The organism is Loigolactobacillus binensis (assembly GCF_005405165.1).
Lineage (GTDB): Bacteria > Bacillota > Bacilli > Lactobacillales > Lactobacillaceae > Loigolactobacillus > Loigolactobacillus binensis.
Genome location: NZ_BJDN01000018.1, coordinates 31820 through 57331 on the forward strand (window position 1 = coordinate 31820; position 25512 = coordinate 57331).

Consider the following 25512-nt stretch of genomic DNA (forward strand, 5'->3'; position numbering starts at 1 on the left):
ATCGTTCAAGCTACATAGGAGCGTGCACCAAACGACTGACATTTACTTATTGTTAGTATAACGAATGATCCTGCTTTGAAGCAAAATAAATGCAGCACCGGTCAATAAATTTGTCATCAATGATTAATCAGGAGGAAGGAATTTTCGTGGAAGTTACTTGTTGCCGGTATGTGATGGAGAAAATTTCAAATTGTGTTCGTTAAAAATTCACAGGCTTCTGTTATTTTTAAGCCAATGACTAAATCAGATTAGGGGCGCAGATAATGGTTAGAAAAAAAGAAATCACGCGGGAAAGAATTTTGACGGTTGCGTATGAGTTAGTTGTGACGCAAGGCTTTGCCAATTTTACTGCTCGCAAAGTTGCTCATGCCATTGATTGTTCAACGCAACCGCTATATCAAGAATTTGGTTCAATGGCTGACTTGAAGCAAGCAATTTTGGTGAAGTTGCAGCATTATTTAGTTAGTCAAGTTTTTAACCAAGAAGTCACTGGTGATCGGATACTAGATCTTGCCTTAGATTATATTCAATTTGCCGAAAACAATCCAAAATTATACCGGGCAATTTTTATTGAGGATCATTTTGGAGCCAATGCGATGCAGGACTTCACTTATCATTACGGACGCCGAGTGCTGGCTGCTTATAAGCCAGCACAACAGCTAGCGGCGGCAAATCGTGAAAATGTAATCACGGGAATGTGGATCATTGCCCAGGGAGTTGCTTCGTTGGTTTCGGCTGGTTTTATTACGATCAGCCAGAAACAAGTGATCAATTTATTACAGGCCGCGTTGTATGATTTCATCCATAATGATCGGCTTGAAGATGGTGCCATTACCGTTAATTCGTTACAAAGCTTAAATCAATTGACTAAAATATAGTAAAAAGACGTCCCGTCTAAAAATCAATTCGATTTTAGACGGGACGTCTTTTTATGGGTTCAATTTGTGCTATAAACTTGCTGTCTTTTCAACTAAACTTTTAGCGAAAGCTTCTAAATGTTCAATATCTTCTTCTTCGGCCTCTAAATCGACTTTGACGATATCAGCCCCCTTGATGGCACCAGTTTTTTCAAAGGCAGCGGCGAAATCATCGACGGATTTGCCAAAGCTATCATCATAGAAGGTATCGCCGGAGCCGCAGACACCATAAACCTTGCCGCTTAGGTCTTCTTCTTGTAGATCAGCGTAGAAATCAACGGCTTCATCAGGTAGTTCGCCATCACCATAGGTATAGGTTGCGACAATACAAATGTCAACGTCGGCGAAATCCTCAGTGTCGGCCTGCGAAATTTCGCTAACATCAACATCAACTCCTAAATTTTCCAAGGCTTCAGAAACAATATCGGCAATTTCTTCATTATTACCGGTCATACTTGCATAAATTATTTTTGCACTAGCCATCTAATCGCTCCTTTAACGCATTAATTTACTTAATAAAATGTGAATCTAGATCGTTTTAGCGATCATCGGATGTCTAAATTAGTTGTTTCGATCCAGATTGATTATAGCAAAGATTCTGACTGATGAAAATATTCATGGTAAATTAGTTGTGTTAGGTACCGCTGTATTTTCGTGCTAAAATAAGAAGGACGCTTTTTAAGCGCGATTTTTTAAGTGAAGGCAGGGCTAATATTTGGCTAAAAGTAAGGCGCGGCAACTGCTACCTATGAACCGACGTCAGCGTAGATGGCGTTTTGTCTATCTGCTGATCGCCCAATTAAAAACTTCAGGTATCAATGATGCAGCGGTGGTCGTCGCATTTTGGGAACTACTTTCGTTGTTTCCCTTGATCATCTTTGCCGGCAACGTGGTGCCACTGTTACATATTGATGGACAGAACATACTTGATTACGCGGTTACTGCAATCCCGCCTACGATCGCTAAACAAATTCTACCGATTGCGGAACATTTTATGCCTAAAGGCAATAGCAATAGTAGTCTGCTATCAATTGGTGCGATCGGGACTTGGTGGGCCGGCAGCCGAGGTGTTAACGCGTTAAAACGGATGATGGATCGTACTTACGGCGTGCTTGGTCAACAGAATCCAATTTTATTGCGGGCGATTTCCTTATTAATGACTGTTTTATTGGCAATCGCGTTGGTGATGATCGTGGTCATTTTCAGTTTCGGTCAGCAAGTTTTGGATTGGGTTACGCCATTATTAAATATTCCAGTTAGTTTACCGCATTTATTTAGTACTTTGAAATGGCCGGTAACCTCAACGGTGGTTTTTTTAATGCTGGTTTTGATTTATTATTTATTGCCTAACGTAAAATTACGGCTGCGCAGTGTGCTGCCGGGGGCGCTTTTGACCACGATCGGCTGGTTGTTGTTATCCCAATTGTTTTCATTGTACGTCCGTTATTTTGCACAAACCGTATTGAGTTATGGAACCATTGGTTTTTTTATTGTATTATTATTATGGCTGGATTTTTCTGCTTGGATCATGATGTTTGGTGCGATGATCAATGTGGTATTTCAGTACACTTTTTTTGGTGAAGTAGAGCGTAATAATGGTCGTATGCAACATTTACATTCACGAAAAAAGACGGAAACTGCCAATGAAAGCAAAAATACGGTATAATGAATTTAATTTGACGACGCTTTCGCTAACCGCGAGGCTATTTTTGTTCCGTTAAATCATTAGGCGTAATCGCCAAGTTGAAATTCGCAAGGAGGAGTAGTTACATAATGAAGGTTCGTAAAGCAATTATCCCGGCTGCTGGGCTGGGTACGCGTTTATTACCGGCAACTAAAGCAATGGCTAAGGAAATGTTGCCGATCGTGGATGTGCCCACGATTCAATTTCTAGTTGAGGAAGCTAAAGCTGCCGGGATCGAAGATATTTTGATCATTACTGGTAAAGGCAAGCGGCCGATCGAGGATCATTTTGATTCGGTGCCGGAGCTAGAAATGGTTTTGAAAAAGCGGCATAAAGATAAGTTGCTAAAATTAGTTGAAAGCACAACTGATATTGGGGTCCGTTTGTTTTTCATTCGACAATCTTATCCTAAAGGCTTAGGCGATGCCGTTCGGTTGGCCCAGGACTTTGTGGCTGACGAACCTTTTGTTGTCATGTTAGGTGACGACATCACGCAATCCAAGATTCCGTTAACTAAGCAGTTAATGAACGATTACGATAAAACTCACGCTTCGACTTTAGCCGTTGTAAAGGTTCCCCATGATGAAGTTTCTAAATATGGTGTGATCAAGCCAGTTGCGGAAACTGAAAAGGGTTTGTACAACGTGCAAAGTTTTGTCGAGAAACCAAAACCAGATCAAGCACCAAGTGATTTGGCTATTATTGGGCGCTATTTATTTACACCCGAAATTTTTGATAGTTTGAATATTCAAAAACCAGATGCCGGTGGCGAAATTCAATTAACCGACGCTATCGACCACATGAATAAAACGCAGCGGGTCTTTGCTCGTGAGTTTACTGGTAAACGTTACGATACAGGGAATAAACTTGGTTATTTAACGACTAATATTGAATTTGGTCTGCAACATCCAGAAATCAAGGATGAGTTACGCGACTACATTATTAAATTAGGCCATAAATTAAGTCAGAACTAATAGGCATAATCCAAATAGGCGTTCAGAATCGGCAACGATTCTGAACGCCTATTTACTTGATCTATTTAAATTTTACCGCAGTTCCGTACGCCGCAATGGTTTCCATTCCGTCAGTGATCGAATCGGAATCGAAGCGCATCATGACGACGGCATCAGCGCCTAAGGCAACGGCGTTTTCGCGTAAACGCGTGATGGCGACATCCCGGGCCTCGGTTAACAGCTCTGTATAGGCGTGAATTTCGCCACCAGCTAAACTTTTTAGACCGGCACCAATATTGCGGGCAATATTTTTAGACTGCGTGGTCAGGCCAAATACTGCGCTGATAATTTCATATTCTTTTCCAGGAATCCGTTCCGTTGTGGTCACTAAAATTTTGTTGTCCATAAGCATTGCAGCCTCCTTCTAATGATAAAAATCATGAAGTGCCAAAATTGTTTTCCACCATAAACACGTTTAGTTTACCATATGAAAACGATTTAACGGTAAAGATTTCGTTTTTCTAGGCGCACAATTGCTTCCACCCGTGCAGTTTGTGGGAACATATCGATCGATTGAATATAGTCAACATTATAGACCGCAGTGAGTTTGACTAAATCACGAGCCAAGGTTGAAGGGTTGCAACTGATGTAAACGAATTTTTGGGGGCGGCTATCAATAATTGCCTGCAATAGTGCCGGATCGAGACCTGTTCGTGGTGGATCGACAACCAATGCATCAGGAGCAAAACCAGCGGCTAACCATTGGGGAAGTAATTCTTCAGCTTTACCAACCTCATATTTGGCGTTGGTGATTTGATTCAAGGCAGCATTGGCCTGTGCATCGGCAATGGCGGCCGGGACAATATCCATTCCCCGAACTTCACTGGCGGTGTCCGCTAATGATAGGCCAATCGTGCCGACACCACAGTAGGCATCGACTAAACTTTCATGAGCTGCTAATTGTAGCGCTTCTCGAGCTAAGGCATACATTTTGGCCGTCTGTGCTGGGTTTAGCTGAAAGAATGCACGGGCTGATAATTTAAAGGTCAACCCAGCTAACGTTTCAGTAATATAGTCGTCCCCAGCAAGATTAAAGGTTTCAGCTCCCCAAACCAGCGAAGTACGGCCCTGATTAATGTTTTGCATAATTGAAGTGACCTGCGGCAGTTCTTCTTGAATGCGACTGAGCAGCGCCCGTTTGTGCGGTAATTTACGTGAATTAGTTACAAAAGTAAGCTGCAGGTGCCCAGTGCTGAAAGATTCGCGAACCACTAAAGTTTTAACGATCCCAGAATTCTGTTCTTCATCGTAAATGGGGATGGCTAATTCTTCCAATAAAGCAGCAACATGACGAATCACATGGATCGTCATTGGCCGTTGGGTACTAAATGTTTTCAGATCCACTAATTGATGACTGTGTTCTTGGTATAAACCAGCGGCAACATGCCCTGCAATTGTCCGCACTTGGAATTGCGCCTTATTGCGATATTCATAGGGGGTGGTCATACCAATTGTTGGCCGCAGGGTGTAATGTTGGTAGCCACGGGGTTTAAATTTTTCCAATGCTTGTCGGATCACATCGACTTTAAATTCGAGCTGGGCCGGGTAACTTAAATGTTCGAGTTCAATTCCCCCAACGTGACCATAATAAGTGGCATCCCGAGGACTAACGCGCTGTGCACTAGTTTGCCGCAGCTTATGAATTTTAGCGGTCACAAACTTTGGCGCGATAGCCGTCACTTCGGCGACGATCACTTCTGTAGGTAGGGCACCTTTAACGAAAACAATTGTCCGTTTATAATAGCCGATCCCCTCGCCATTGATGCCAAGTCGTTTGATCGTTAAGGGAAAATGCTGACCAACTTGAATGTTGTGAAAATAAGTAACTTTAGGCATGATTTCCTCCATCATTTCAATTTAAATAAAAAACTTCTGCTTAAATTTGCTGTTCCAGTATAACATAGCGCCGCGAACTGTGGCGAAAAAGCGAACAGACATTTGCATCTGCAGTGGTGCTTGTTATAATTAAAGCAAAACGATTTATAGAGCAAGGAGGGCACAACCACGATGCCGACGATCACGAAAATTACAACCCAAAAACGTAAGGGTCGCTATAATATTTATCTCGATGAGGTGTATGCTTTTCCCGTTAGTGAAAGTGTGCTGATTCAATTTCGTTTGGCCAAGGGAATGGAGATCACGCCAGAGTTGCGCAAGGAGCTCGACACCGCTGAAGCTCATGCGCAGGCCTATCAGTTAGCACTGAATTATTTATCGTACCAATTGCGTACGGAAATGGAAATGCGAATTTATTTGAAACAACATGATATTCCGTTGGCAGTGCGCCAGCAAGTTGTGGCCCGTTTATATGAGCTTAACTTATTGGATGATGCTGGTTATGCGGCTAGTTATGTCCGTACCGCAATGCGAACTAGCGATAAAGGTCCCCAGGTGATCCGGACCAAATTACGTGAAAAAGGCGTTAAGTCTGAGTTGATCACCATTGCCTTAGAAGAATTTAAACCCGCTACTTTGTTGACTAATGGTTTAAAACTAGCCGAAAAATTAGCCAAGCGGTATCGTCAGCAAAGTTTTAACACCCGCAAGCAAAAGATTCGGCTAGGTTTACGGCAAAAGGGATTTGATAGTGACACAACGAATCAAATTATTGGGCAGTTGGACTTAGTTAAAGACGAAGACAGCGAATGGGCGGCCTTAGTTGAACAAGGTGAAAAAACTTGGCGTAAAACCGCGCGCTACAGCGGCTATGAGCGTCAGCAAAAGGCTAAACAGCAGCTTTATCGGAAAGGCTTTGCTTTAGATCAAATTGAACGATTTTTAACGGAAAAAAAAGTGAAGTTGACTAAGCATTAACGTTTGCCTAAGTCTGGTAATAAAATTTCGTCATTTGGTGTAAACTTTGATATAATGTTCATGATAATTCGGTGTTATCACTTCAACGTAATGAACGTCAGAAAGTAGGTCAGCGCATGCGTATTCCGAAAGAAGGGGAATCGGTCGCGATCCAAAGTTATAAACATGACGGAAGTTTACACCGGACGTGGCGTGACACGATGATTTTAAAAACATCGGAGAACGAGATAATCGGAGTCAATGATCATACTTTAGTAACGGAGTCAGATGGCCGGCGCTGGTTAACGCGGGAGCCAGCAATTATATTTTTCCACCGGCATTATTGGTTTAATGTGATTGCTATGATTCGTGATAACGGCGTTTCGTATTACTGTAACTTAGCTTCACCGTTTGTATTAGATCGTGAAGCACTAAAGTATATTGATTATGACTTGGATGTCAAAATTTTTCCGGATGGCGAACGAAAATTATTGGATGTCGATGAATATGAAGCCAATAGCAAACGTTGGCATTACTCCAATGCGACAGACAAGATTTTGAAAGCTAATGTCAATATTCTGGTTGATTGGTCTGATCACCATAAGGGACCTTTCTCGCAAGAATATATTGATATCTGGTATCAACGTTACCTGGAACTTGCCCACCGGTAAGCGGAAGTCAATTGGATCGATGCATAATAAAAACGACTAAGACATTTGTCTTGGTCGTTTTTTAGCTCAGAGTGGCTAAACCAGCTTTTTTTGCATTTCATGATGCGGGATCCCTGCGTCTAGAAATCCTGGGCGGGCCGTTTGTGTGAAACCTAAACGTTGATAAAAACCTAGCGCCTGATCCTGGCCACCTAGAGTTAACGTCAAGCGTTTTTGCTGCCGAGCATATGTTTCTAAAGCAGCAAATAATTCCCGTCCGTATTCATGACCACGGTGGGCTTTTAAAATGGCGACGCGCTGAACATGGTAGCCGCCGTTTTCTGGTAGTAAACGAGCGGTGGCCACTGGTTGGTGATCAACGTAACCGACAAAATGAATCGTCTTGTCCTCATTTTCAATTTCTATACTTAACGGTACTTGTTGTTCTTGAACAAAAACAGTTTTGCGAATAGCTAAGGCAGCCTGATAGATCGGGCTACTTAAGTCAGTTGTGTGACGAACTTCCATGCGTATTTCCTCCTGCTATAGTGCTAAATATTATATTCAGTTGATGATCCGATCCGCGGTTTACGCTGTTGGTCGGGTATTAAGTTTGGTAGAATGATTATAACATTATCTAGGCGCTGTTTAAAAAAAGGGTTTGCTTGTTGGCGGTTAGTCGCTGATTTTGCACTGGCGACTGGGTATCATTAAGCTGGTTTCAGCTGCCGTTTGGGAATAGAATGAGCACTCATTGCTGTACTTAAATTTAAGAAGGAGTCCTGCTGATGTTTGAACAGATCCGTCGTTCGCGTTTAATGTTCTGGTCATTAGAATTGTTGATCGTAGCCACCTTGATCTATATGTGCACAAAAATCGGGTTTATTTTTTCCCCGATTGGGACTTTTATTGCCACTTTATTTGTCCCAATTTTAATTTCTGGGTTTTTATTTTATCTATTTAATCCACTGATCAAATTATTGGGGCGTATCAAAATATCTCGTAATTGGGCGATCTTAATTGTTTTTTTGATTTTTTTTGGTGGTTTGGCATTGATCATTTGGGCGGTGATCCCCAATTTGATCAGTCAAATTACTCAATTACTGGGTAACTTACCAAGTGTTGCTAAGGATACTGAGCGCTTAGCTAAAAGTTTAATGAAAAATCCAGTATTACAACGTGCCGATGTACAGAAGGCGATTGCCGATATGAACTTATCTTTTAGTGATGTGATGCAATCGTTATTGAAATACTTCACTAGTAGTATTGGTTCCGTGGTTGGTACGGTGACTAGTGTTGCGGTGACCGCGATCACGATTCCGGTGATGCTTTTCTACATGTTAAAGGACGGTCAGCGTCTGATACCTAATGTGCAGCGGCTTTTACCACAAAGATACCGTGCGGAGGCTACTGATTTGCTGGTTAAAATGGGGAATACAATCTCTTCCTATATTGCTGGTCAATTAATTGAATGTTTATTTGTAGGTACTTTTACATTTCTCGGCTATATTCTGATCGGCATGCCTTACGCATTTTTATTAGGATTTATTGCCGGTTTGTGCAATATCATGCCTTATGTTGGACCTTATATTGGGATCGCACCAGCTTTGATCATTGCGATTACCGTTTCACCAATGATGGTGGCTTTGGTGGTGGTCGTGGTTGTTGTAGTGCAACAGATTGATGGCAACTTTGTTTATCCGAATGTTATCGGGCGCACGTTATCGATCCATCCGCTGACGATCATTATCCTATTACTGGTAGCCGGAAATATTGCCGGTTTATTGGGAATGATATTAGCAATTCCTTTCTACGCCATCGTTAAAACAGTGGTTCAGTATTTCTGGGGGATCTATCAATTACGCGAACAAAATAAAGTGACTGAAATTGCTGCTAAGGAACATGGCCCAGTGAAGTGAGGCGGTACCGGCGTATTTTAATGGCTTAAACTAAGTGCTTGCAGCAAGCAAAAATTGAAAAATGCTGGTTTTCATGCTAAGATTTGACAGTAAATGAAGTGAACGGAGTGGATGTGTCGATGAGTTCTGACCCGGATAGTCATATATGGGGACAGTTGATCGTATTAGTCGTTTGTTTGTTATTAAGTTTATTTTATGCCACGTTGGCGTTTTTGATGACTAACGTGTCGACTCAGCGTTTAGATGAAGAGGCCAAGGCGGGTGATCATAAAGCAACCCGTGTGTTGAAATTACTACAACGCCAGGCGACTGTTTTAGTGGCTTTGCGTAGTGTTAGTTTTAGTGCCGAGTTGATTGCCGGGTTAATGGTCTTAGATTTAGCACGCGCGGGATTACCAGTAGTTGGTTTCGGGGCGATCAGTGCTTGGATCGCTGTGTTTGTGGTGACGCTATTAGTATTGTTATTAATGGCCAATTTATTACCGCAACAATTAGCAATGAATCATCCCGAACGGGTGGCTAAACGTTTCAGCGGAGTCGTACTCAGCACACAGCGCTTTTTACAGCCGTGGGCATGGTTTTTAATGACCGTGACCCGCGGACTGGCGCATGTTTTGGGGCTGCCCTTTCATAACGAAGTTAAACGTGAATTAAGCCGTGAAGAAATGATCGAAATGATCGAACACGGGCAAAAGTCCGGTGCCATTGAGGCCGATGAATTTCAAATGTTCGAAGGTATTATTGACATGCAGGACAAAATGGCTCGTGAGGTCATGGTGCCGCGAACAGATGCTTTTATGCTAAATATTGAAGATGATGATGCGGCCAATATTAAGTTGATCTTGGAACAAAATTATTCACGGATCCCCATTTATCGCAGCGATAAGGATAAAGTGATCGGGGTCGTTCACATCAAGAACTTACTGCAACGCGCACATCAAGTTGGTTTTGCTAACGTTAAAATTGCTGACGTCATGCAGGAACCATTGTTTGTTCCAGAAACGATCATGATCGACCGCTTACTTTATGAATTTAAAAAAACGCAAAATCAATTAAGTATTTTATTGGATGAATATGGTGGTTTAGTTGGTCTGGTGTCGATCGAAGATTTATTGGAAGAGATTGTCGGCGAAATTGATGACGAATCGGATGAAGCAGAGATCCTATATCGTCAGCTTGATCCACATCACTATATCGTCAAGGGGAATATGCCGTTAGATGATTTTAATGAATTATTTGCAACAGATATTGATAGCCCTGATGTCGATACGATTGCTGGATATACTTTGGCGGAATTAGGCACGATTCCAGAATTAGGGCAACAGTTAACCCTGACCCTGACTGATGGCATCGAATTACAAACAGGCGCAATGGAAGGATCACGCTTATTGGAAGTCAAAGTGACTTTACCAGAAGATAAGTCAGTGGCTTCAGCGCCAGTAGAAGATTGAAGCAACTAAAATTCGAGTCGCTGACTCGAATTTTTTACGGAAGGAAACGATTATGGAAAAAAAAGAATTGGCAACAGCAGTCAAGCGGCGGCGGACCTTTGCCATTATTTCCCATCCTGACGCTGGTAAAACGACGATCACCGAGCAATTATTGCTGTTTGGTGGCGTGATTCGGAAAGCCGGCACAGTCAAAGGTAAGAAATCTGGGCAGTTTGCTAAATCGGACTGGATGGAAATTGAAAAGCAACGGGGAATTTCAGTCACTAGCTCGGTGATGCAATTTGATTATCAGGGTAAACGGATCAATATTTTGGATACTCCGGGCCATGAGGATTTTTCTGAAGATACTTATCGTACTTTGATGGCGGTTGATTCCGCGGTTATGGTGATCGATGCTGCTAAAGGGATCGAACCTCAAACCAAAAAATTATTCAAGGTTTGTCGGATGCGCGGCATTCCGATCTTTACGTTCATGAATAAATTAGATCGTGATGGGCGGGAACCGTTGGACTTGATCGCTGAATTGGAAGATCTACTAGATATTGAAGCTTACCCAATGAATTGGCCGATCGGAATGGGCAAAGGTTTGGAAGGTCTATATGATATCCATAACCAGCGGGTCGAATTGTACCATGAAGATGCTGCTGGTCAGCGCTACTTACCGGTTGACGAAACTGGCCAGATCATCGGTGAGCACCCTTTAAAAAAAGAATCGATCTATCAACAAGCCTTGGAAAACGTTCAATTATTGCTTGAAGCTGGTAACGAATTTGATGCTACTAAAGTCGCTAAAGGTGAACAAACACCGGTGTTCTTCGGTTCAGCGCTGACTAATTTTGGGGTTAAAACATTTTTAGAAAGTTATCTGGAATACGCACCGGCTCCTGCGGCGCATAAAACACAGGCCGAACAGGTCGTTAACCCAACGGATGAAAACTTTTCCGGTTTTGTTTTTAAGATCCAAGCGAACATGAACCCTAATCATCGGGATCGGATCGCTTTTATTCGAATTTGTTCTGGTGAATTTGACCGGGGCATGGATGTCACTTTACAGCGCACGCAACGTAAATTACGGCTAGCTAATTCGACTGAATTTATGGCCGACAGTCGCGAAGTCGTGGAAACAGCAGTTGCTGGGGATATTGTTGGTTTGTACGATACCGGTAACTTCCAAATTGGTGATACGATCTATACCGGCAAGCATAATATTCAGTTCGAAAATTTACCACAATTTACACCGGAATTATTTGTGAAAGTTACTGCTAAAAACGTGATGAAGCAAAAGTCATTTCATAAAGGAATGGAACAATTGGTCCAAGAAGGTGCCGTTCAGCTTTATCGGACTTACTTGACTAATGATTACGTTTTAGGTGCAGTAGGGCAATTGCAGTTTGAAGTCTTCCAATTCCGAATGAAAAACGAATATAATTCTGACGTGGTCATGGAACCAATGGGCGAGAAAATTGCGCGTTGGATCGATCCGGCGCAATTAGATGAGAAGATGTCATCATCACGTAATTTATTGGTTCGTGATCGGGCTGGGGCACCATTGTTCTTATTTGAAAATCAGTTTGCCGAACGCTGGTTTAAACAAAAATATCCCGAGATTAAGCTGACTGAAAAATTATCAACGGATGCGATCGGTGAATAACCTGATTTCAGAATAAGTGCTGTACGGACAGCAACTCATATCAATGTAAATTAAAAGCGGATTGCTATTATAAAAGATAGCAGTCCGCTTTTTAGCCCGCATTATAACTGAAAATTGGGCGATGATCAAAAACAGTTGAATCCGTTTTTTACTTTACACGTTTGATCGGGGTTGGAAAATTTTGTCCGGCTGAAAGTAAGCGTAAGTAGTGTTCTTCCAGCCAAGTATGATCTTCTAACTCATACCAAACACTATTGTTGGCTAAAATAACCCCGTGAATAATGTTAACGATCTGGCCGTGTTGTAAATAATTAGCTGGATCACCATAGGGTTGGGTCCAAGTTCGTAGTGCGCGTCTAGGAATAAAATCAACAACCGCGCGTCGGGAGCCTGGAATTACCGCGGCTTGTTGGAAGGTTGGCGCCGCAATGGTCCGCACTTGTGGTTGTTGGTAACGGTCGATCCGCTCAGTGTTAGCGGTGGGCACCCACTGGCTACCCAGATCGTACCACGTTTTTCGATCAGTTGTTTGTACTTTTTGATAAACTCGCCAAATTGTATTGACCGGCAATTTGTCTGCCAATGGTTCGCCATTTGGTGTGCGGTAGCTGACCACGTCCGTAGTTAGGCGAACGAAGCCAGTTAAATACCGATTAGCCCAGCGAATGTGACGTAAACGATATGAATAGGTGACGATCTTCGTGTGGGCACCGAAGCGGCCTACTTGATTAGTTGTCACGTGTTGGACGCGATAACGGCGTGATTCTAAGAAATGCGTCTCATAATGTTGCCCCAATAGACCAACTAAATATTCCGGTGACGTCAATAAGTGATGGTTTTCATCAAAATGAAAAACGATTACGGGAGCAGCCGGCTGATGGGCGTAGATCAATTGAATAATGGCTTGCGGGTAAACAAAATAACCATGATAATTTTCAATTCGACTCAGATAGTAATCAGCAAATTGATGTTCCGTAATGTTAAAGGCCTGCCCGCGGACACCGCTGACGATTTGAGGCCGCGCCAATGTTTCACCAGTTTCTGTATAATAAAAAACCAATACAAACGAATCTGGCTGTACATGGGTACTCGGCTGCAATTGGGTGCTGGTGATCGGTAAATAAGCATTCTGGGTCGCTGAAGGTAAAAGAACTGGTCGCCGCCGAGCGATCGGTTGATAATTTTCGCCTAGTGGTAATTGTACGGTAGCCACCTGCTGCGGATTAAAAAACGTTTTGAGTCGCTTTAAAAAATTCATTTGGTCTACACCTCCTTTCGGACTGGACACGACAATGCAATCAATTAGTTAATGAAATCTCGGCTAACTTTTCAGAAGTGATCACATTAACATCAGCACGTGTACAATTAGCAAGGTGCTCCAATGCGTAGTCGATTTCTGTGGGAGCAATATTGCGTTTCCGATTAGTTAACAAGATCTCATTATGCTCTGGAGCCTGTGTGAAGATCACTAAAGTATCATCTAAGGCAAAAATTTGGATGGTGGTTGCATCAGTATTGTTCAATTGACTAGTAACTAAGGTTTGATAATCTGCAGTAACTTCTTTTAGTTGCATGGATGCGCACTCCCTTTATTTTAATTGTGCGACGCTTAAAAACAAACGAATGATGACACTTACATTATAGTGGAAATTGGGGTAAAACAAAATAAAATTCACGATAAAAGCATAATTAGGTAACTTTTACTAAATCGTTTAGGTGTTTTGTGTTAAGCAGCTTTGAGCGCAAAAAAAAACCGCTAAATTTAGCGGTTTTTTGTAACTTTAAGTCATAGCGCGATTAATCGTCCGTTTTCTCAGCCTTAGTTGAGGTATCTGGCTCAGTTGGTTGTTGATAAGGGCCGATCACGATCTGGTCATCTTTAACGCCGGCGGATAAGTTTTTAGTTTCTGCGTGATCCAGGTAGTAATCTGCGATGCGATCTTCGATTTGTTCTTGGATAACTCGCCGTAGTGGCCGGGCACCCATTGCCGGATTGTAACCAAGATCAACTAATTTTTCTTTAGCTGGTTGAGTGACATGGATCGTTAAGCCTTGATCAGCGGTCATCTTATTAACATCGTTTAACATTAAATCAACGATTTGAACTAAGTCTTGTTTCTTCAAGGAATTGAATTCAATGATATCGTCGAAACGATTCAAGAATTCAGGTTTGAAGTAGTTTGACAATTGATTCAAAATGGAGTGGGTATTGCCAGAGGCGGCGGCACTAAAGCCAACGTTAGCCTCAGCATCACCTTGACCTGCATTCGAAGTCATGATGATGATCGTATCCTTAAAGCTGACCGTCCGGCCTTGAGCGTCAGTTAAACGTCCGTCATCCAAGATCTGCAAGAACATATGCATAACATCGGGATGTGCTTTCTCGATTTCATCAAGTAAAACTAGACTATACGGATTCCGCCGTACTTGCTCAGTTAATTGGCCTGCTTCTTCATAGCCAACATAGCCAGGAGGTGACCCGATCAGCTTGGACACCGAGAATTTCTCCATATACTCACTCATATCAAAACGGATCATCGAATCTTCAGAACCAAATAGTTCAAGGGCTAATTGTTTAGCTAGTTCGGTTTTACCGACCCCAGTTGGACCGACAAATAGGAAGGACCCAATTGGGCGACCAGATTTATTAAAGCCGATCCGGTTCCGCCGAATTGCACGAGCCACTTTGTCCACTGCCTCGGTTTGACCGATAACGTGATTGTCCAGATCGGTTGCTAAGGTTTTAAGTTGCTGATGTTCTTTACTGCGCAACTCGCCAACAGGAATGTTGGTTTTCTCTTCAACGATCTGTTCCATATCCTTAACGTTAACCGCTGGCGTTTCTTCAGTGGTCGTATCATCTTTTTGCATCTTTTCAAGCTTATTAACTTGATCACGGTAGTAAGCCGCTTTTTCATAATCTTCTTGTTTCAAAGCCTGTTGTTTTTGTTGTTCCGCTTGATCCATCTTTTCCTTGACTACTTTGGGATCAACGGTATCAATGGTCAAGTTCTTCCGGGAACCAGCTTCATCTAATAAGTCGATGGCTTTATCCGGTAAGAACCGATCCTGAATATAGCGGTTAGATAAATTAGCGGCAGCCTCGATGGCATCAGCCGTATATTTAACGTGATGGTAGTCTTCGTATTTCTTTTGTAGACCCTTTAAGATCTGAATCGTTTCTTCAACAGTTGGTTCATCGACCCGAACTGGTTGGAAACGGCGTTCAAGTGCCGAGTCTTTTTCGATTTTACGATATTCACTTAAAGTAGTGGCACCCATTAATTGAAAATCACCGCGTGCCAATGCTGGTTTCAAAACGTTACCGGCATCCATACCACCCTCGGCGTTACCAGCACCCATGATTTCATGGATTTCGTCAATGAAGAGGATCACATTAGTATTCTTGCGCACTTCATCCATTAACTGTTGCATCCGTTGTTCAAATTGCCCCCGAATCCCAGTTCCTTGAACTAAAGAAACAACATCTAAGCGAATAACTTCTTTGCTTTGTAATTTTTGAGGAACTTGTCCAGCCACGATCTTTTGGGCTAAGCCTTCAACCACGGCAGTTTTACCGACCCCAGCTTCACCGATCAAAACAGGGTTGTTTTTAGTCCGCCGATTAAGGATCTCAATGACCCGAGAAATTTCTTTATCCCGACCAATAACTGGATCAACCTTACCTTGGCGAGCGAGATTAGTTAAATTGACCCCAAATTGGGCTAATAAACCTTGACCGCCATTACCGTTAGGTCCACGACCGCCGCCGTTGCGCCCAGCTTGGGTTTGGGGACCTTGTTCGTAACCCATTTGCTGATTAGCATCCATGCCACCTTGACCCATGGCACGGAAAATATCGTCTAAGTTACTGAAACCAAATGGATCACTTGGACCGGCGTTGCGCGGTTGTCCACCTTGCTGTTGCTGCTTTAATTGTTGATAGCAGTTTTGGCAGAGATCGATTTGCTTACGTGCGCCGTTTACATTGGTGTACAAGTGAATCGTTGCTTCATTTTTGCGACAATTTTGACACAGCATAGATTGCTTCACAACCTTTCGTACGAGTTTTTGTAACGTAGCTCATTTCTAAAAGATCAAAATTTGTTTGACTAACTTTGACCTTCAAACAGTATTATACATCCAGTTAAATGGAATACAAGTGTTTGAACCTATTTTTTAGCAGAAAAATTTTCGAGTGCTAATTTGCAATTCTAGAAAATTTTGCTTACAATGCCAGTTTAGTATAGGTAAGGAAATGAGGCAAAAATTATGACCGATTATTTAACTCAGATTAAAGAATTAGCCGCTGGCAAACGTGAAGAAATCGCGGTAGCCCAAGCTGATTTTTATGCTTTTCGAACGGCTTGGCTGCAATTCCCACAACGGAAAAGTATTGTCGGTGAGGCACAACGGGGAGGCAATGTTGTCTATCATTTTGAAAAAGGGACAAAACAGTAGCCACAAGTAAACTTTCTTGAAAATTCACGGCAAGATGGCATATATCTAACTGGTTTAGGCGATAAAAAAGGTTGTCGCGCCGTTTGAAAAATGGTAGTCTTAAATGTTGAAAGGGCGACCCTAATTTGGATTCAATTAAAAGGAAAACCCTAACATAAACTTTTTAAACGCTAAAGGAGAATGATTAATCATGGAAAAACGCGATTTTCATATTATTGCTGAAACAGGTATTCATGCCCGTCCCGCAACATTGTTAGTACAAGCAGCAAGTAAATTCAATTCGGATATTAACTTAGAATATAAAGGTAAGTCCGTTAACTTGAAATCAATTATGGGCGTCATGTCCCTTGGCGTTGGTAAAGACGCTGATGTCACGATCTCAGCTGAAGGTGCTGACGAGGCTGACGCTGTTGCTGCAATTGCCGATACTATGACAAAAGAAGGTTTATCAGACTAATGACGGAAATGTTAAAAGGGATTGCTGCTAGTGACGGCATTGCACGCGCAAAAGCCTACTTACTTGTTCAACCTGATTTATCATTTTCAAAGAAGTCGATCGACTTGGTTGATGACGAAGTTGCCCGTCTACAGGCGGCAGTGACAGCTTCAACTGAAGAATTACAAAAGATTCGTGATATTGCCGCCAAAAGCTTAGGTGAAGAAGAAGCCCAAGTATTTGATGCGCACATGATGATTTTAGCTGACCCAGAATTTGTTGGTGCAGTGGAGACCGGCATCAAGAATGATAAAACCAATGCAGAACAAGTTTTGCAGGATGTTTCGACGCAGTTTGTCGGTATGTTTGAAGCAATGACTGACAATCCATATATGCAGGAACGTGCCGCTGATGTTCGTGATGTCACTAAACGGGTAATGAGCCACTTATTAGGTGTTACTTTACCTAATCCGGCTTTGATCGATCAAGAAGTCGTGATCATTGCTCATGATTTGACACCTAGTGATACGGCACAATTAAATCGTAAATACGTTAAAGGGTTCATCACTGATTTAGGTGGTCGGACCAGCCATTCAGCAATTATGGCGCGTTCGCTTGAGATCCCAGCAATTGTTGGGACGGAAAAGGCAACAACGACTATTAGCGAAGACCAAATGGTGATCGTTGACGGTAATACTGGCGATGCTATTTTAGATCCAACTGATGCAGATGTTGCTAAGTACGATCAAGCTGCTAAAGATTTTGCAGCCCAAAAAGCTGAATGGGAAAAGTTGAAAAACGAACAGACTGTTACTAAAGATGGTAAGAACTTTATCACCGCAGCTAATATCGGTACTCCTGACGACGTTATTGGTGCAACTGATAACGGTGCTGAGGCTGTTGGTTTGTTCCGTTCTGAATTCTTATACATGGATTCAGCAGAATTACCGACCGAAGATGAACAGTTTGCGGCTTATAAAAAGGCACTCGAAGGTATGAACGGCAATCAAGTTGTTGTCCGGACAATGGATATCGGTGGCGACAAACATTTACCATACCTACCTTTACCAGAAGAAATGAACCCATTCTTAGGTTACCGGGCGATTCGGATCAGTCTTGATCGGCAAGATATTTTCCGGACGCAATTGCGGGCTTTGCTACGGGCTTCTAACTACGGTAATTTAGCGATCATGTTCCCAATGATTGCTACCGTTAATGAGTTTAAGCAGGCGCGTGCAATCTATGATGAGGAACGGGCTAAATTAGTTACTGCCGGTGTTGCTGTTGCTGATAAGATCGAAGTTGGTATGATGATGGAGATCCCTGCAGCGGCAGTTATTGCTGACAAATTGGCTAAATATGCTGATTTCTTTAGTATTGGTACCAATGACTTGATTCAATATTCAATGGCTGCCGATCGTGGTAATGAACACGTTTCTTACCTTTACCAACCTTACAACCCATCAATCTTACGCTTAGTTAAGCGGATCATTGATACAGCACATGCTGAAGGTAAATGGGCTGGTATGTGTGGTGAGGCCGCTGGTGATTCGGTTATGGTTCCATTGCTAGTCGGCATGGGCTTAGACGAATATTCGATGAGCGCGACTTCGATCTTGAAGATCCGTAGCTTAATGAAGCAGTTAGATACTAAGGAAATGAAGACTTTAGCGGATAAAGCATTAGCTGATGCTGAAACCAATGAAGACGTTATTGCCTTGGTCAAGGCTGCAACCCAACAAGCTTAATTAAATCAGAAACGTCGAGTGATCGGCGTTTTTTTTATGCCATTTTCTAAATGGAAGCCGGATTGCCGAGAGAAAACTCAGACTTTCGTGTGATTATTTTTGCCAAGGGTTCAGTTATAATAGGTGACAATGATTAAAGTCTGCTTCAAAAGGACAGTTATTTGCGCTTTGGGGGGATTCCCACTATAATTAATTCATCAAACTGGTTTGGAAAGAAGGCAAATTGCGCGTGAACATTGGTATATTTACAGATACATACTTTCCACAAGTGAGCGGGGTGGCAACTTCGATCAAAACACTGCGGGATGAGCTGGAACGTGAAGGCCATTCTGTTTATATTTTCACGACCACTGATCCACATGTGGATAAGGACGAATTTGAACCGAATATTTTCCGCTTTGCCAGCGTTCCTTTTGTCTCCTTTACGGATCGGCGTATTGCGGTGCGTGGATTATTTCATGCTTATCAGGTAGCACGAGATCTTGATTTGGATATTGTGCATAATCAGACTGAGTTTTCTATGGGCTACATCGGCAAGTTTGTGGCCAAGAATTTGAAGATTCCTTGTATTCATACGTACCATACAATGTATCAGGATTACCTGCACTATATTTTAAATGGCAAATTGTTGCGGCCCTATCATGTTAAGCAAGCGATGCGTGCTTATATGCACCATATAGATGGGGTGATCGCCCCTAGTGAGCGGGTGGTGGCCACATTACAAAGTTATGAAGTTAAGGCACCGATGCGGATCATTCCTACGGGTATCGACATTTCTCAATATGAACGTCCGGTACCCGCCGACTGTCGCCAGAAGTTAGGTATTGCGCCAACAACGCCGGTATTATTGTCGCTTAGTCGGGTTGCTTATGAAAAAAATATTCATGAGATCATTGCTGCCTTACCGCAGATTCTAGCCAAACAACCCACGGTTCAATTGGTGATCGTCGGTGATGGCCCAGCGCGGGCAGACTTAGCCCAGCAGGCCGAGCAATTAGGTATCAGTGATCACGTCACTTTTACCGGTGAAGTTCCCAATGATCATGTTTCCGCCTATTACCATATGGCCGATTTATTTGTGTCTGCGTCACATTCAGAATCTCAAGGCCTGACCTATGTTGAGGCGATGGCCAGTGGGTTAAAATCAGTAGCCGCGGCCAGTCCGTATACTGATGATCTTTTAGACGATCCGGCTATTGGTACAACTTTCACCAGTGAGGGGGAAATGATCCACCAGATTTTGAACTATTTAGCTCACCCGCATAGTTACTCTGATCCTGCACCACGGCAGCAGAAGCTATATTCGATTTCTGCTGAGCATTTTGCGGAACAGGTGGTTCGTTTCTATCGGGATACGCAGGTTTATTACGCCGAACAACATCGCGACTCAGCCGATGTCAGCGAGTAACAGTAATCTTTAGTAATTGGAGATATAAATAACATGCTAGACATACACATGTTTTCTAGCGCCACCAAGGTCAAGGGCCAAGGGGTCGGCAGTGCCTATATGGAGTTGGTACGCCTGCTGGAGAGCCATTTTCAAAATGAGTTTAAGGTGAGCATCAATCAATATGGTCGTGCAGATATCAGTCACTACCACACTATTGACCCCCGTTTCTTTATTTCGACTTTTTCTCGGCGGCGTGGTCGTAAAATTGGGTATGTTCATTTTTTGCCGGAAACCTTAGAGGGCAGTTTAACTATTCCCCAACCGTTTAAAGGCCTTTTTTATCACTATGTGATTGCTTTTTATAGACGGATGGATCATTTAGTGGTGGTCAATCCAAGTTTCATTCCTAAATTAGTTGCTTACCAAATTCCGGCCAGCAAAATTACGTATATTCCTAATTTTGTTGCGCGCCAGGAATTTTTTCCGCAAAAGGCAGAACAAATTGCTGCTTTTCGCAAACAATTAGGGATTCCGGCTACGAAATTTGTTGTTTTAGGTGCGGGACAGATCCAGGAACGTAAAGGTGTCGATGATTTTGTTGAATTGGCCCGGCGCAATCCAGATATTCAATTTATTTGGGCCGGTGGCTTTTCTTTTGGCAAAATGACGGATGGCTATCAACGGTATAAAAAAATTGTTGATGCACCACCGGCTAATTTACGTTTTACTGGCATTATTGAGCGAACGGAACTGGTCAATTATTATAATATCAGCGACTTATTTCTGTTACCTTCCTATAATGAATTATTTCCCATGTCGGTATTGGAAAGTTTTGCTTGCGGGACACCCGTTTTACTACGCGATTTATCGCTGTACCGTTCGATCATTGCTGGGTATTACGTGGCAGCGGCTAATGTTGATGCCATGAATCAGCAGATCGCGGATTTGCGCCAAAAACCGGCCGCCTTGGCTTATATGCAACAACAGGCCCGTGCTGCCGCAGCTTACTACTCAGAAGAACGCTTGGCTAAAATCTGGCAGCAGTTTTACCTAGAGCAAGCCAAAGAGGGTTGACGTATGAGTCGAAAAAATATTGTTGTTTTGATTGGCATGCTATTACTGGGTGGCGGGATCTTTGCATACGAACTTCGCTCAGTTCGCTTAAGTCAGTTGATCCGTGAGATTTATCATTTAAATCTGTGGTGGCTAGCTGCTGCAGCTGGCTGTATGGTTCTTTACTGGGTGATGGAGGCTTTCGTGGTCAAGCTGTTACTAAAAGGCCGGGTAGAACATTTTTCGTTTAAGAATGCGTTACGAATTCCCTTGGTTGAGCAATTATTTAATTCACTGACGCCATTTTCTTCTGGCGGTCAGCCCGCACAATTAGTTGCACTGATGCAATCGGGCGTTGATGGTGGTCGGGCCAGTTCGTTATTATTGATGAAGTTTATCGTTTTTCAAGCGATGGTGCTATTGAATTTTATTTTGACCTTGGTTTTTGGCTTTAAACTGGTGGCGGCCAAATTTACTTATCTAGCCTGGTTAGTGGTTTTTGGCTTTATTATCCATTTAACTGTGATCACTGCATTGTTGCTGATCATGTATTGGTATAACTTTACCAAAGGCTTAGTACGGTTGCTGATGCGACCGTTGGGCTGGTTTATGTCGACTGCACGGGTGACTAAATTAGAAACAACGTTGAATCAAAAAATCGACAACTTTTACCGAGAAAGTTTGCGGATCAAAAATCAGACCGGTATGCTGATCAAAGCCAGTATTCTGACTTTGATTCAGCTTTTATTTTATTACAGCGTGCCGTATTTTGTATTGTTGGCTTTAGGACTGCAACCTAACTTTGTTGAGGTCCTGGTGATGCACATTATGATCGTCATGATCATTTCATTATTTCCGATCCCTGGTGGTTCAGGCGGTGCTGAGATCAGTTTTCGGGCTTTATTTGCAACTTTTGTGGCCGTTAATAGTAAATTGGTGTTAGCGATGATCTTGTGGCGAATCATGACTTATTATTTAGGCATGTTTATCGGGATCTTTGCTTTAGTGGTCAAGCCGGATAAGGTTAAAGAAATTCAGCATTAATATTAGAATTTCATGAAAAAAGCTAGCTGTGAAGTTGATCTGGCAGTTAATTGCGTAAGAAAAAGTGTTATTTTTGAAATAACTAGCCTTGAAACGCTCACTTAGCTCGATTTTCTGGTATCATTATTGGGTAAAGATCGAATGAAGGGAGTCACGTCATGAAAAGCTCACAGCTAGTTGCGATCATCAGTCGTTTGGAGGCCATGCAGCAAGGTTCTGCGGATGACGAAGTCCGGACGCGCCGTTTTGAAAAAAACGGTGACGAACGTGGTCTGGTCAGTTTTGACCCACAAACAGAAACTTACGAGTTAGAAGAATTAACTAACCATCAGAAATTTGAATTCGATGATATTGATTTAATTGCGATGGAAATCTATGATCTGCTTGATGACTAATCAGTCTTCAACTGAATAAAATCAATCGACAGTCGTTGGCAAACTTACTTAGCTTGGGTTTGTTAACGATTGTTTAGTATTAATAATATTAAATATTTCATGAAGCTTGTGACCAGCAATTGTTTTTCACAAGTAAATCCAGTATGATTTAAGAGACTTTGAATCGTATTTTATGTGACGGAGGTAAGTATCATTATGGGGCAAGCTTTAAAGAAAGTGCGGTCGGGGCTTAATACGCGACTTGGCTTCTTTATCCTCGCAGTCTTATTGTTTAGTATCAAATCGTATTTTGCGTACAAAACAAAATTCAGTTTAGGGGTCAGCGGTGGTATGCAGCAATTGTTGCTTGCTTTTAATCCGGTCCCCTTCGCTGTATTACTACTAGGATTAGCGTTATACATGCGTGGTCGTAAATCATATTGGTTTATGCTGTTGATCGATGCCATTATGGCAACTTGGTTATTTGCTAATATTTTGTATTATCGGGAATTTTCTGATTTTTTAACCTTCAATTTGATGAAGGGCTCTAGCGCGGTTTCTAACAATTTAAATCAAAGTATTGCCGGAATTATCCATCCAACTGATTTCCTAGTTTTTGCAGACGTGATCGTTTTGATCATTGTACTGGCTTTTAAATGGATCAAAATGGATACCAGAGCGTTCAAATTTCGCTATGCAGCTATTGTTTCTGGGTTAGCGGTCTTATTGTTTGGTGCTAACTTAAGCTTGGCTGAATCTGATCGCTCTGGTTTACTGACCCGAACATTTGACAACAACTATATTGTTAAATACCTGGGGTTAGAGGCTTATACTGTTTATGATGGGGTTAAAACTACTCAAAATAATGCCACTAAAGCTAACGCCGATAGTTCTGATTTAACAAGTGTTCAGAAATTTCTATCTAAGAATCGGGTTGCGCCTAACGTTGAATATTCTGGTGTGGCTAAAGGCAAAAACGTTTTTATCATTCATTTAGAAAGTCTGCAGCAATTCATGATCGACTATAAGTGGGATGGTCAAGAAGTCATGCCGAATATTGATAAGCTTTATCATTCTTCGGATACCTTGAGTTTTGATAATTTCTATAATCAGGTAGGTCAAGGGAAAACTGCTGATGCTGAAATGATGCTAGAAAATAGTTTGTATGGATTGCCGGAGGGTTCAGCGATGGTTATGGACGGCACCACTAACACCTTCCAGGCCGCGCCAGCAATTCTTGATCAACAAGGCTATACAACGGCCGCTTTTCACGGTGACGTACCTAGCTTCTGGAATCGGGATAATACTTATAAATCCTGGGGCTATGATTATTTCTTTAGTAAGTCTTACTTTGCAAATGGTAATAAGGCCAGTTATAATCTCGGTTACGGGATGAAGGATAAGATTTTCTTGAAGGATGCTGCACAGTATGTTCAGCAATTACCACAGCCATTTTATGCGAAGCTGATCACGGTTACCAACCACTATCCTTATATTATTGATTCACAAAATGAATCGATCAAGCCATTTAATACAGGTGATTCAACAGTCGATCCCTACGTGCAAACTGCTCGTTATCTTGATCAATCTGTTGGCGAATTTATGAGCTGGTTGAAGAAGAGTGGTTTAGAAAAGAACAGTATGGTTGTTTTATATGGCGATCACTACGGAATCTCGAATAATCACAAACCGGCGATAGCCAAATTGTTAGGTAAGAAGAAAGTAACCAATTATGATTTGGCTAATTTCCAGAAGGTACCGTTTATGATCCACATGCCAGGCTTAAAGGGTGGCATCAAACATACCTACGGCGGTGAGATTGACGTTCTACCAACGTTACTCAATTTATTAGGTGTCAAAAATACTGATACGATTCAATTTGGTAGTGATCTGCTTGCTACTAATCGCAAGCAAACTGTTGCTTTCCGTGATGGTGATTTTGTTTCACCAACGTATACTAAATATGGTGGTGACTATTACGACAGCACTACCGGTAAGCAATTGAAAAAGTTGACGGCAACGCAAAAGCGAACCGTTAATGACATGCAAAATTACGTTACTAATAGTTTAGCAGCCTCTGATAAGGTTATTAATGGCGATTTGTTACGCTTTTATCAACCAAGTGGCTTCAAAAAAGTAATCAAAGGCGCTTATAATTATAAAAAGTCAGCGGCTTTGAAACAATTAAAGAAGGCCAATAAGAAACAAAAGACAAGTGTGGTTTCAAAAAACAATGGCAAGTCGACTATGTCTGAATATCAGACGGACGCACCAGAATTAAAAAAATAAATTTTAGCCGATAGATTTCGTTGAATCTATCGGTTTTTTAGTGTTCAATACGGTGAATAATACAAAGTGAATTGGTGACCAACGTAATATACCGATTTTTATTTAAAAATCATTTGATAAAGTTCGGAAATCACCTACAGAAAAGTACTGGAGGCAATCTTGACGCTGCGGCGAAATCTTGATATAGTATTTGTTGTTGTCAGTTACCGTCCTTGGCGCTGATGAAAAGTTTTAAAACTTTTTATTGACAAGCATTGCGGCGCCTGATAAACTAATAAAGTTGTCATTTGTTGCGTTATTCATTCCTGATTGCATGTTTATACAAGCAGAAAGCCTAATGCAGCAAGACGTAGCTTGATTTGTTTTTAACTAATTGAATATTTATTCAAAAAGTTCTTGACAAGCTTTGCTGGTCATGGTAAACTAATTAAGTTGCGTTAAGCAACGCAGTAGACCTTTGAAAACTGAACAAATTTTCGACAAATCAAATGTGTAGGGTCTTTATTTTTGATTAGTCTTCGGACCGGTTTTAGATAAAGCAAACATTTGCGAAGTCAATTCAATTTGAATTATAACTCGCTAGCAACAAAATCAATTGAGCAATCAATTTTCATCTTATATGAGAGTTTGATCCTGGCT

The 25512-nt window shown here is 41.9% G+C and carries 23 protein-coding genes; 16 read left to right on the top strand and 7 right to left on the bottom strand.

The window, feature by feature from the left end:
* The first annotated feature begins 263 nt into the window (after positions 1–263).
* Positions 264–878: a TetR/AcrR family transcriptional regulator gene (locus FFM78_RS09010; protein ID WP_137638110.1), complete on the top strand. Its 615-nt coding sequence runs from the start codon at positions 264–266 to the stop codon at positions 876–878.
* A gap of 69 nt (positions 879–947) precedes the next feature.
* Here the strand turns inward: FFM78_RS09010 and FFM78_RS09015 are convergent, their stop codons facing one another.
* Complete coding sequence (locus tag FFM78_RS09015) at positions 948–1400, bottom strand: flavodoxin (RefSeq protein WP_137638111.1); 453 nt, start codon at positions 1398–1400, stop codon at positions 948–950.
* Between the two features lie 232 nt (positions 1401–1632).
* Here FFM78_RS09015 and FFM78_RS09020 point away from each other — a divergent pair, with 232 nt between their 5' ends.
* A complete protein-coding gene (locus FFM78_RS09020) occupies positions 1633–2583 on the top strand; it encodes a YihY/virulence factor BrkB family protein (protein ID WP_223877048.1) in 951 nt (316 codons plus the stop codon).
* Between the two features lie 107 nt (positions 2584–2690).
* Positions 2691–3575, top strand: a complete 885-nt coding sequence (gene galU / locus FFM78_RS09025; protein WP_137638112.1) for a UTP--glucose-1-phosphate uridylyltransferase GalU — start codon at positions 2691–2693, stop codon at positions 3573–3575.
* A 61-nt stretch (positions 3576–3636) separates the two neighbouring features.
* Here the strand turns inward: galU and FFM78_RS09030 are convergent, their stop codons facing one another.
* Both FFM78_RS09030 and rlmD read right to left on the bottom strand, forming a co-directional pair.
* Positions 3637–3960, bottom strand: coding sequence for a heavy metal-binding domain-containing protein (locus FFM78_RS09030; protein WP_137638113.1), 324 nt, complete (start codon positions 3958–3960; stop codon positions 3637–3639).
* Between the two features lie 92 nt (positions 3961–4052).
* Entirely contained in the window at positions 4053–5450 is a 1398-nt protein-coding gene (gene rlmD / locus FFM78_RS09035; RefSeq protein ID WP_137638114.1) for a 23S rRNA (uracil(1939)-C(5))-methyltransferase RlmD, read from the bottom strand.
* A gap of 171 nt (positions 5451–5621) precedes the next feature.
* Here rlmD and recX point away from each other — a divergent pair, with 171 nt between their 5' ends.
* A complete protein-coding gene (gene recX / locus FFM78_RS09040; protein ID WP_137638115.1) occupies positions 5622–6428 on the top strand; it encodes a recombination regulator RecX in 807 nt (268 codons plus the stop codon).
* A 116-nt stretch (positions 6429–6544) separates the two neighbouring features.
* Complete coding sequence (gene ntdP, locus FFM78_RS09045) at positions 6545–7078, top strand: nucleoside tri-diphosphate phosphatase (protein WP_137638116.1); 534 nt, start codon at positions 6545–6547, stop codon at positions 7076–7078.
* A 75-nt stretch (positions 7079–7153) separates the two neighbouring features.
* Here ntdP and FFM78_RS09050 read toward each other — a convergent pair whose 3' ends face one another.
* Positions 7154–7585, bottom strand: coding sequence for a GNAT family N-acetyltransferase (locus FFM78_RS09050; RefSeq protein ID WP_137638117.1), 432 nt, complete (start codon positions 7583–7585; stop codon positions 7154–7156).
* A 260-nt stretch (positions 7586–7845) separates the two neighbouring features.
* Between FFM78_RS09050 and FFM78_RS09055 the strand changes: the two genes are divergently transcribed.
* The 3 genes from FFM78_RS09055 (at position 7846) to FFM78_RS09065 (ending at position 12078) form a co-directional block, all read left to right on the top strand.
* Positions 7846–8976, top strand: a complete 1131-nt coding sequence (locus tag FFM78_RS09055; RefSeq protein WP_137638118.1) for an AI-2E family transporter — start codon at positions 7846–7848, stop codon at positions 8974–8976.
* Between the two features lie 119 nt (positions 8977–9095).
* Complete coding sequence (locus FFM78_RS09060) at positions 9096–10427, top strand: hemolysin family protein (protein WP_137638119.1); 1332 nt, start codon at positions 9096–9098, stop codon at positions 10425–10427.
* 52 nt (positions 10428–10479) lie between these two features.
* Positions 10480–12078 (top strand): peptide chain release factor 3, encoded by a 1599-nt coding sequence (locus FFM78_RS09065; RefSeq protein WP_137638120.1) that lies wholly within the window; start codon positions 10480–10482, stop codon positions 12076–12078.
* A gap of 148 nt (positions 12079–12226) precedes the next feature.
* Here FFM78_RS09065 and FFM78_RS09070 read toward each other — a convergent pair whose 3' ends face one another.
* From FFM78_RS09070 to FFM78_RS09080, 3 genes are all read right to left on the bottom strand, one after another.
* Complete coding sequence (locus FFM78_RS09070; RefSeq protein ID WP_137638121.1) at positions 12227–13336, bottom strand: MucBP domain-containing protein; 1110 nt, start codon at positions 13334–13336, stop codon at positions 12227–12229.
* A 40-nt stretch (positions 13337–13376) separates the two neighbouring features.
* Positions 13377–13652, bottom strand: coding sequence for a DUF1827 family protein (locus FFM78_RS09075; RefSeq protein ID WP_137638122.1), 276 nt, complete (start codon positions 13650–13652; stop codon positions 13377–13379).
* A 223-nt stretch (positions 13653–13875) separates the two neighbouring features.
* The gene (locus FFM78_RS09080; protein WP_137638123.1) at positions 13876–16119 is read right to left on the bottom strand and encodes an ATP-dependent Clp protease ATP-binding subunit; all 2244 of its coding nucleotides are present in this window, start codon (positions 16117–16119) and stop codon (positions 13876–13878) included.
* Between the two features lie 231 nt (positions 16120–16350).
* Here FFM78_RS09080 and ykzS point away from each other — a divergent pair, with 231 nt between their 5' ends.
* The 8 genes from ykzS (at position 16351) to FFM78_RS09120 (ending at position 24873) form a co-directional block, all read left to right on the top strand.
* Positions 16351–16539, top strand: coding sequence for a protein YkzS (gene ykzS / locus FFM78_RS09085; RefSeq protein ID WP_137638124.1), 189 nt, complete (start codon positions 16351–16353; stop codon positions 16537–16539).
* A gap of 190 nt (positions 16540–16729) precedes the next feature.
* Entirely contained in the window at positions 16730–16996 is a 267-nt protein-coding gene (locus tag FFM78_RS09090; protein ID WP_137638125.1) for a phosphocarrier protein HPr, read from the top strand.
* Positions 16996–18723 (top strand): phosphoenolpyruvate--protein phosphotransferase, encoded by a 1728-nt coding sequence (ptsP, locus tag FFM78_RS09095; protein ID WP_137638126.1) that lies wholly within the window; start codon positions 16996–16998, stop codon positions 18721–18723. The genes FFM78_RS09090 and ptsP overlap by 1 nt, the downstream gene beginning before the upstream one ends.
* 229 nt (positions 18724–18952) lie before the next feature.
* Positions 18953–20131 (top strand): glycosyltransferase family 4 protein, encoded by a 1179-nt coding sequence (locus FFM78_RS09100; RefSeq protein ID WP_137638127.1) that lies wholly within the window; start codon positions 18953–18955, stop codon positions 20129–20131.
* Between the two features lie 33 nt (positions 20132–20164).
* Positions 20165–21187 (top strand): glycosyltransferase family 4 protein, encoded by a 1023-nt coding sequence (locus tag FFM78_RS09105; RefSeq protein ID WP_137638128.1) that lies wholly within the window; start codon positions 20165–20167, stop codon positions 21185–21187.
* Between the two features lie 3 nt (positions 21188–21190).
* On the top strand, positions 21191–22210 hold the full coding sequence (locus FFM78_RS09110) for a lysylphosphatidylglycerol synthase transmembrane domain-containing protein (RefSeq protein WP_137638129.1): 1020 nt from the start codon (positions 21191–21193) through the stop codon (positions 22208–22210).
* A 158-nt stretch (positions 22211–22368) separates the two neighbouring features.
* Positions 22369–22605, top strand: coding sequence for a YkuJ family protein (locus tag FFM78_RS09115; protein ID WP_137638130.1), 237 nt, complete (start codon positions 22369–22371; stop codon positions 22603–22605).
* A gap of 195 nt (positions 22606–22800) precedes the next feature.
* Complete coding sequence (locus FFM78_RS09120; RefSeq protein ID WP_137638131.1) at positions 22801–24873, top strand: LTA synthase family protein; 2073 nt, start codon at positions 22801–22803, stop codon at positions 24871–24873.
* The last annotated feature ends 639 nt before the right edge of the window (positions 24874–25512 follow it).

Bases quoted from the DNA above. Each gene is read 5' to 3' on its own strand.
- FFM78_RS09010 (WP_137638110.1), top strand. From the start codon at position 264: ATGGTTAGAAAAAAAGAAATCACGCGGGAAAGAATTTTGACGGTTGCG.
- FFM78_RS09015 (WP_137638111.1), bottom strand. From the start codon at position 1,400: ATGGCTAGTGCAAAAATAATTTATGCAAGTATGACCGGTAATAATGAA.
- galU (WP_137638112.1), top strand. From the start codon at position 2,691: ATGAAGGTTCGTAAAGCAATTATCCCGGCTGCTGGGCTGGGTACGCGT.
- FFM78_RS09030 (WP_137638113.1), bottom strand. From the start codon at position 3,960: ATGGACAACAAAATTTTAGTGACCACAACGGAACGGATTCCTGGAAAA.
- rlmD (WP_137638114.1), bottom strand. From the start codon at position 5,450: ATGCCTAAAGTTACTTATTTTCACAACATTCAAGTTGGTCAGCATTTT.
- recX (WP_137638115.1), top strand. From the start codon at position 5,622: ATGCCGACGATCACGAAAATTACAACCCAAAAACGTAAGGGTCGCTAT.
- ntdP (WP_137638116.1), top strand. From the start codon at position 6,545: ATGCGTATTCCGAAAGAAGGGGAATCGGTCGCGATCCAAAGTTATAAA.
- FFM78_RS09050 (WP_137638117.1), bottom strand. From the start codon at position 7,585: ATGGAAGTTCGTCACACAACTGACTTAAGTAGCCCGATCTATCAGGCT.
- FFM78_RS09055 (WP_137638118.1), top strand. From the start codon at position 7,846: ATGTTTGAACAGATCCGTCGTTCGCGTTTAATGTTCTGGTCATTAGAA.
- FFM78_RS09060 (WP_137638119.1), top strand. From the start codon at position 9,096: ATGAGTTCTGACCCGGATAGTCATATATGGGGACAGTTGATCGTATTA.
- FFM78_RS09065 (WP_137638120.1), top strand. From the start codon at position 10,480: ATGGAAAAAAAAGAATTGGCAACAGCAGTCAAGCGGCGGCGGACCTTT.
- FFM78_RS09070 (WP_137638121.1), bottom strand. From the start codon at position 13,336: ATGAATTTTTTAAAGCGACTCAAAACGTTTTTTAATCCGCAGCAGGTG.
- FFM78_RS09075 (WP_137638122.1), bottom strand. From the start codon at position 13,652: ATGCAACTAAAAGAAGTTACTGCAGATTATCAAACCTTAGTTACTAGT.
- FFM78_RS09080 (WP_137638123.1), bottom strand. From the start codon at position 16,119: ATGCTGTGTCAAAATTGTCGCAAAAATGAAGCAACGATTCACTTGTAC.
- ykzS (WP_137638124.1), top strand. From the start codon at position 16,351: ATGACCGATTATTTAACTCAGATTAAAGAATTAGCCGCTGGCAAACGT.
- FFM78_RS09090 (WP_137638125.1), top strand. From the start codon at position 16,730: ATGGAAAAACGCGATTTTCATATTATTGCTGAAACAGGTATTCATGCC.
- ptsP (WP_137638126.1), top strand. From the start codon at position 16,996: ATGACGGAAATGTTAAAAGGGATTGCTGCTAGTGACGGCATTGCACGC.
- FFM78_RS09105 (WP_137638128.1), top strand. From the start codon at position 20,165: ATGCTAGACATACACATGTTTTCTAGCGCCACCAAGGTCAAGGGCCAA.
- FFM78_RS09110 (WP_137638129.1), top strand. From the start codon at position 21,191: ATGAGTCGAAAAAATATTGTTGTTTTGATTGGCATGCTATTACTGGGT.
- FFM78_RS09115 (WP_137638130.1), top strand. From the start codon at position 22,369: ATGAAAAGCTCACAGCTAGTTGCGATCATCAGTCGTTTGGAGGCCATG.
- FFM78_RS09120 (WP_137638131.1), top strand. From the start codon at position 22,801: ATGGGGCAAGCTTTAAAGAAAGTGCGGTCGGGGCTTAATACGCGACTT.